Annotated in this window: 6 protein-coding genes; 3 read left to right on the top strand and 3 right to left on the bottom strand. The window is 71.0% G+C overall.

Annotation, left to right across the window (positions count from 1 at the left end; genetic code table 11):
- The 3 genes from ABT300_RS41110 to ABT300_RS41100 form a co-directional block, all read right to left on the bottom strand.
- On the bottom strand, positions 1–366 hold a 366-nt coding region (locus ABT300_RS41110; RefSeq protein WP_351687440.1), incomplete at its 3' end, for an ATP-binding cassette domain-containing protein.
- Entirely contained in the window at positions 363–1,358 is a 996-nt protein-coding gene (locus ABT300_RS41105; RefSeq protein ID WP_351687437.1) for an ABC transporter permease, read from the bottom strand. The genes ABT300_RS41105 and ABT300_RS41110, both read right to left, overlap by 4 nt.
- A 152-nt stretch (positions 1,359–1,510) precedes the next feature.
- The gene (locus tag ABT300_RS41100; protein ID WP_351687434.1) at positions 1,511–2,527 is read right to left on the bottom strand and encodes a sugar ABC transporter substrate-binding protein; all 1,017 of its coding nucleotides are present in this window, start codon (positions 2,525–2,527) and stop codon (positions 1,511–1,513) included.
- Between the two features lie 321 nt (positions 2,528–2,848).
- Here ABT300_RS41100 and ABT300_RS41095 point away from each other — a divergent pair, with 321 nt between their 5' ends.
- The 3 genes from ABT300_RS41095 to ABT300_RS41085 form a co-directional block, all read left to right on the top strand.
- Positions 2,849–3,811, top strand: coding sequence for a carbohydrate kinase family protein (locus ABT300_RS41095; protein ID WP_351687431.1), 963 nt, complete (start codon positions 2,849–2,851; stop codon positions 3,809–3,811).
- 314 nt (positions 3,812–4,125) lie between these two features.
- The gene (locus ABT300_RS41090) at positions 4,126–4,419 is read left to right on the top strand and encodes a putative quinol monooxygenase (protein ID WP_351687442.1); all 294 of its coding nucleotides are present in this window, start codon (positions 4,126–4,128) and stop codon (positions 4,417–4,419) included.
- A gap of 66 nt (positions 4,420–4,485) precedes the next feature.
- On the top strand, positions 4,486–5,160 hold a 675-nt coding region (locus ABT300_RS41085), incomplete at its 3' end, for a hypothetical protein (protein ID WP_351687428.1).

Here is a 5,160-nt window from a genome sequence, read left to right as displayed (position 1 = left end):
CAGGGCGCTGCCGAGGACGCCGGGGCGGCGCAGCTCCCGTCCCAGGAACATGTTCGAGGCGATGTCCATGGAGGCCGCCACGGCGAGGTCCTGATAGACCGTCTCGATGCCGTGGGCCTGGGCGCTCTGCGGGCCGGAGAACGTGATGGGGCTGCCGTTCAGCCGGATCTCGCCCGCGTCCGGGACGACCGCGCCGGTGAGCGCCTTGATGAGGCTGGTCTTGCCGGCCCCGTTGTCGCCGATCACGGCGAGGACCTCGCCGGGCAGCAGGTCGAAGTCGGCGCCGTCGATGGCGGTGACCTGGCCGTAGCGCTTGACCAGACCGCGGGCCTGCAGCACGGGCGTGGGGGAGGAGGTGGCGCTCATCGGGCCTTCTTCCGGGAGATCTGGTCGACGGTCACCGCGAGGATCACCAGGACGCCGGTGATCAGGGTCTGGTAGATGGAGGCGACGCCCATCAGCTGCAGTCCGTTGCGGAACACGCCGACGATGAGGACGCCGATGAAGGTGCCCAGCACCGAGCCGCGGCCGCCGAAGAGGCTGGTGCCGCCGAGGACCACGGCGGTGATGCTGTCGAGGTTGTCGGTCTGTCCGGCCTGCGGATCGCCCACCCCGGTACGGGAGATGAGCAGCAGGGCCGCGATGCCGTACAGCAGACCGGCCACGGTGTAGATGCCGATGGTCAGGCGCGAGGTGCGGATGCCGTTCAGGCGGGCGGCCTCGGCGCTGTTGCCGAGCGCGTACACGTGCCGGCCCCAGCCGGTGCTGCTCAGCGCGTAGGCGAGCAGGAGGAACAGGGCGATGGTGACCAGGGAGCCGTAGGTGATGTCCGTGTGACCGAGCGGGAAGGTCTCCCCGAGGGCGGTCAGCGGGCCGGGCAGGCTGGTGACCGTCTGCTCCTCGGAGTAGATGTGGGTCAGCGCGAACGCCACGTTGAGCATGCCGAGGGTGACGATGAACGGCGGCAGCGGGATCTTCTGCACCAGCAGCCCGTTGAGCAGCCCGAAGCCGCCGCAGACGGCGAGGCCCAGCGCGATCGCGACGAGCGGCGGGACGGAGCCCTCGGCGGCCGTCTTGGCGATGACGATGCTGCCGAAGGCCATCACCGCTCCGCACGACAGGTCGATCCCCGCCGTCAGGATGATCAGGGTCTGCCCGATGGCGAGGGTGCCCACGACCATGACCTGCTGCACGATCAGCGAGAAGTTCCCGCCGGTCAGGAACTGGTCGGTCGAGAAGGAGAAGAAGGCGCAGGCCAGAATGAGGGCTGCCAGGGGTCCGGTGGTCGGCGCCGTGAGCAGTCTGCGGACCGTCGTCGGTGCTTTGAGCTCCGAGTACGGCGTGGTCGTGGCTGTCATGCGAAGTCCTTGTCGGAAGACAGATGTCCTTGTCGGAGGACGGGGGCGAAGCCCCCGCCGCCGGGACAAGGGGGGCGGTCGTCCCTGGTCCGGGAGATGGGCCGGCCGCCCCGCTGAAGGGAGTGACGTGACGTGCGGTTCTGCGGGGCGGCTCAGCCCCAGCAGTTCTCCAGGCCGTAGGCGGTGTCCTTCGACGCGACCCCGTCCTGTGCCTTGTCGCTGATCAGCGTGACGCCGGTGTCGGTGTAACCGGACGCCTTCGTGCCGTCCTTGGCGTAGGTCACGACGGCCTTGACGCCCTCGGCCGCCATCTTCAGCGGGTACTGCTGCGACGTCGCGGCGATCTTGCCGTCCTTGACCGCCTGGGTGCCGGTGCAGCCGCCGTCGACGGAGACGATCAGGACGTCCTTCTCCCGGCCCTTCGCCTTCAGCGCGGTGTACGCGCCCAGCGCCGCCGGCTCGTTGATCGTGTAGACGACGTTGATCTCGGGGTTCTTCTGGAGGCAGTTCTCCATCGCGGTCTGGCCCTTGGCCTGGTCGCCGCCGGTGTCCTGGGCGCACAGGACGTCCTTCTCGGCGGCGCCGAAGCCCTTGAGGAAGCCGTCGTGCCGCTGGACGCCCACGGAGACGCCCGGCGCCAGGTCGAGGGTGGCTATCTTCGCCGCCTTGCCCCTCATGGCGGCCTTGGCGTACTCGCCGATCAGCTGGCCGGCCTTCAGGTTGTCGGTGGCGAAGAGGGCGTCGACCGCGCTCTGGGGGTCGGTCGGCGTGTCCAGGGCGATGACCAGGACGCCCTTGGCGCGGGCCTTCGCGATCGCGGGCACGATCGCCTTGGAGTCGCTCGGCGTGATCAGGATGCCCTTGACCCCGGCCGCGACCATGTTCTCGATCGCGGTGACCTGACCGGCGTTGTCCCCGTCGAACTTGCCCGCGGCGGTGGACAGCTTGGCGCCGTTCTCCTTGGCGGCCTTCTCCGCGCCCTCCTTCATCTTCACGAAGAACGGGTTGGTGTCGGTCTTGGTGATCAGACCGACCTTGACCTCGCCGGAGCCGGAGCTCGAGGAGCCCGAACCGGAGCCGGACCCGCAGGCCGTCAGGGTGAGGGCCGCGACGCCCGTGACCGCGGCGACTCTGAGGAGGGAGGAGGACAGGCGAGAGGTGCGAGACATGAACGACTCCTGTGGGATAGCGGGCGGCACCGGGTAGGGATCAGAGCGTGCCGCCCGGGGTGTCATCGTTGACTTATGTCATCGTTGACACTTCCTGGCGAGGATGATGGACTCCGGATCCCGGCAACGTCAATGCCTTCCACCCGTCACAAATCGGCAACGTCCCGGCCGCCGCCTCCGCACAGTCGCTCGGTCGCGGTGGCGCCGGGTCGCCCCTCAGTCCGTCCGCCCGTACCGACCGCAGCCGTCCCGAGCCGTTTTCCGTACCGTTCACCGAGTCGTTTCCGAGCCTTTCCCCGCCTTTCCGAGAGAGAGCAGCCCATGAGCCCGCGTCAGATCACCGTTCTGGGAGAGTGCGTCGCGGACGCCTTCGCGGAACCGGTCAACGCCTCGAACGAACTCGCTCTGCGCGTGCTGCCCGGCGGCGGGCCCGCGAACACGGCGGTGGCGCTGGCCCGGCTCGGCACACCGGCCCGCTTCCTCGCACGGCTGTCCGGTGACGTCTTCGGCCGTCTGTTCCGGGCCCACCTCGAGGCGTCCGGCGTCGACCTGTCGCACGCTGTCTCCGCCGCCGAGCCCAGCACGCTGGCTGTGGCCGAGCTGGACGCCGCCGGCCAGGCCGCCTACTCGTTCCACGCGCAGAACACGGCCGACTGGCAGTGGACGCCCGGCGAGCTGGCGGCGGTGGACCTGTCCGGGTCGGCCTGCGTGCACACCGGATCGCTGGCGCTGGTCCGCGAACCCGGCGGCGCGGTCGTGGAGGAGTTCCTGGCGACGGCCGCTCCCAGGGCCACCATCAGCATCGATCCCAACGTCCGGCCGCTGCTGGTGCGCCCCGAGGTCTACCGCGCCCGGCTGGCGCACTGGTGCTCCCTCGCCGACATCCTGCGGCTGAGCGAGGACGACCTGGCGCTGCTGCTGCCGGGCGCCGGGCCGGAGAAGGCCTGCGACACCTGGCACGCCGCGGGGGTGCGGCTGGTGGTGATCACCCTCGGCGCCGACGGCGTCCTGGCCTCGCTCGACGGCGAACGGCTGCGGGCGCCCGCGGTGACCACCCGCGTCGTCGACACCGTCGGCGCCGGGGACTCCTTCACCGCCGGACTTCTGCACCAGCTCGGCGCCCGCGGACTCCTCGGCGGCCGGCTGACCGGTCTCGGCCTCGACGACGTCGCGGAAGCCTGCCGGTTCGGCGCCCGGGTCGCGTCCCTGACCTGCTCGGTCGCCGGCCCCAATCCGCCGTGGCTGGACCAGCTGGCGCAGCTCTCGCCCACCGGCGGGGTCTGAGCGTTCGGGCCGGCCGACCGGGCGCAGTCCACGCCGGGCCGTTGACGTGCGGGGCGAACTGCGCCCATCATCAGGCCACTCGATGTCATCGATGACACACGTAGCCGACGATGCGTCGAACGGCCGCCGCCCGGCCCTCGTCTCCGCTCACCCTCACCCTCACCCTCACCCTCACCGCTCACCCTCACCCTCACCGCTCACCCTGCACCCCCACCGCCCACCCCTCACGTCCCGGCGGGCGCCGCGCCGACGCGCACGGCGCCCGGCTCGCCGCACCGCACCACACCGCCCACGACCGAGAAGGACCCGAAACCGTGACGAAGACCCTGCTCGCCGAGTTCACCGCCCGCGAAGGAGCGCAGGACGAGGTCGCCCGCCTGATCGGCGCATACGCCCTGGACGTGCGCGAGGAAGAGGGCAACGTCGCCTTCGACGTCTACACCAAGGCGGCCGAGCCGCGCGCCTTCTGGATCTTCGAGGCGTACCGGGACGAGGAGGCGTTCCAGGCCCATCTGAACGCCCCGTACGGCGGTCCGTTCAACGCCGCGCTCACTCCGCTGATCGAGGAGACCGCCTCCGTGCTGACCTTCCTCGACCCGTTGGCCTGACGGACGGAATCTCCGTTGCCGACAGGAGGCGCCCGCCGCGATCCTTGAGGCCATGGAGTACGTCGTATGCGGCTGAGGCTGCGGCAGTTCAGGCCCCGGACAGGCCCGCACGAGCACCGTGTCGTCCAGCCGTGGGAGCCGCTGAGCCGCATCTCGCTGAGCGCGCCCGAGCCCATCGGCGCCCTGTTCGGCGACCAGGAAGGGCTGAGCCTGCTCTCGGGGCTGTTCTCCTTCGCCGCCTACTCACGGCACACGATCGTCCATGTGCCGCTGCGCGACTCCCCGCAGCCCGACGAGGGCTTCGGCACGCCGGTCGATCTCGTCCTGGTCCACCACACGCTCGGTCTGCGCGCCGCCAAGTGGCCCGCCCTGCGACGCAAGTTGGTGCGCGGCACGCCCCTGACCGCGGGCGCCGACGAAGGCCGCACCGCAAGGGACGCCGCGCGGCGGGCGGAACACGAGAAGTGGGCGGGTTTTCGCGACCAGGTGCGGCACGCCACCCACGCCGGCGCCTTCTTCCTGTTCGGAAACCGCGAGGCCTTCGCCGCGGCCGCCGTGGGCCTCGCCGAGGCGGCCGACCAGGGACCGCGTCAGAAGGGCGTCGCCCAGGGCCGGTCGGCGCTCATGACGACGCTCCCCGCCCTCGCCCAGCCGCCCGGCGGCGGCCATGACGTCGAGGTGCTGGTCCTCTTCAAGCCCCGGCCCGATCCACGCCCCCTTGGCACCTCGCGGGAGTTGAGC

This window comes from Streptomyces sp. NPDC001027 (assembly GCF_040299045.1).
In the GTDB taxonomy this organism is placed as follows: Bacteria; Actinomycetota; Actinomycetes; order Streptomycetales; family Streptomycetaceae; genus Streptomyces.
This window is presented reverse-complemented; position numbering and strand designations above follow the sequence as displayed.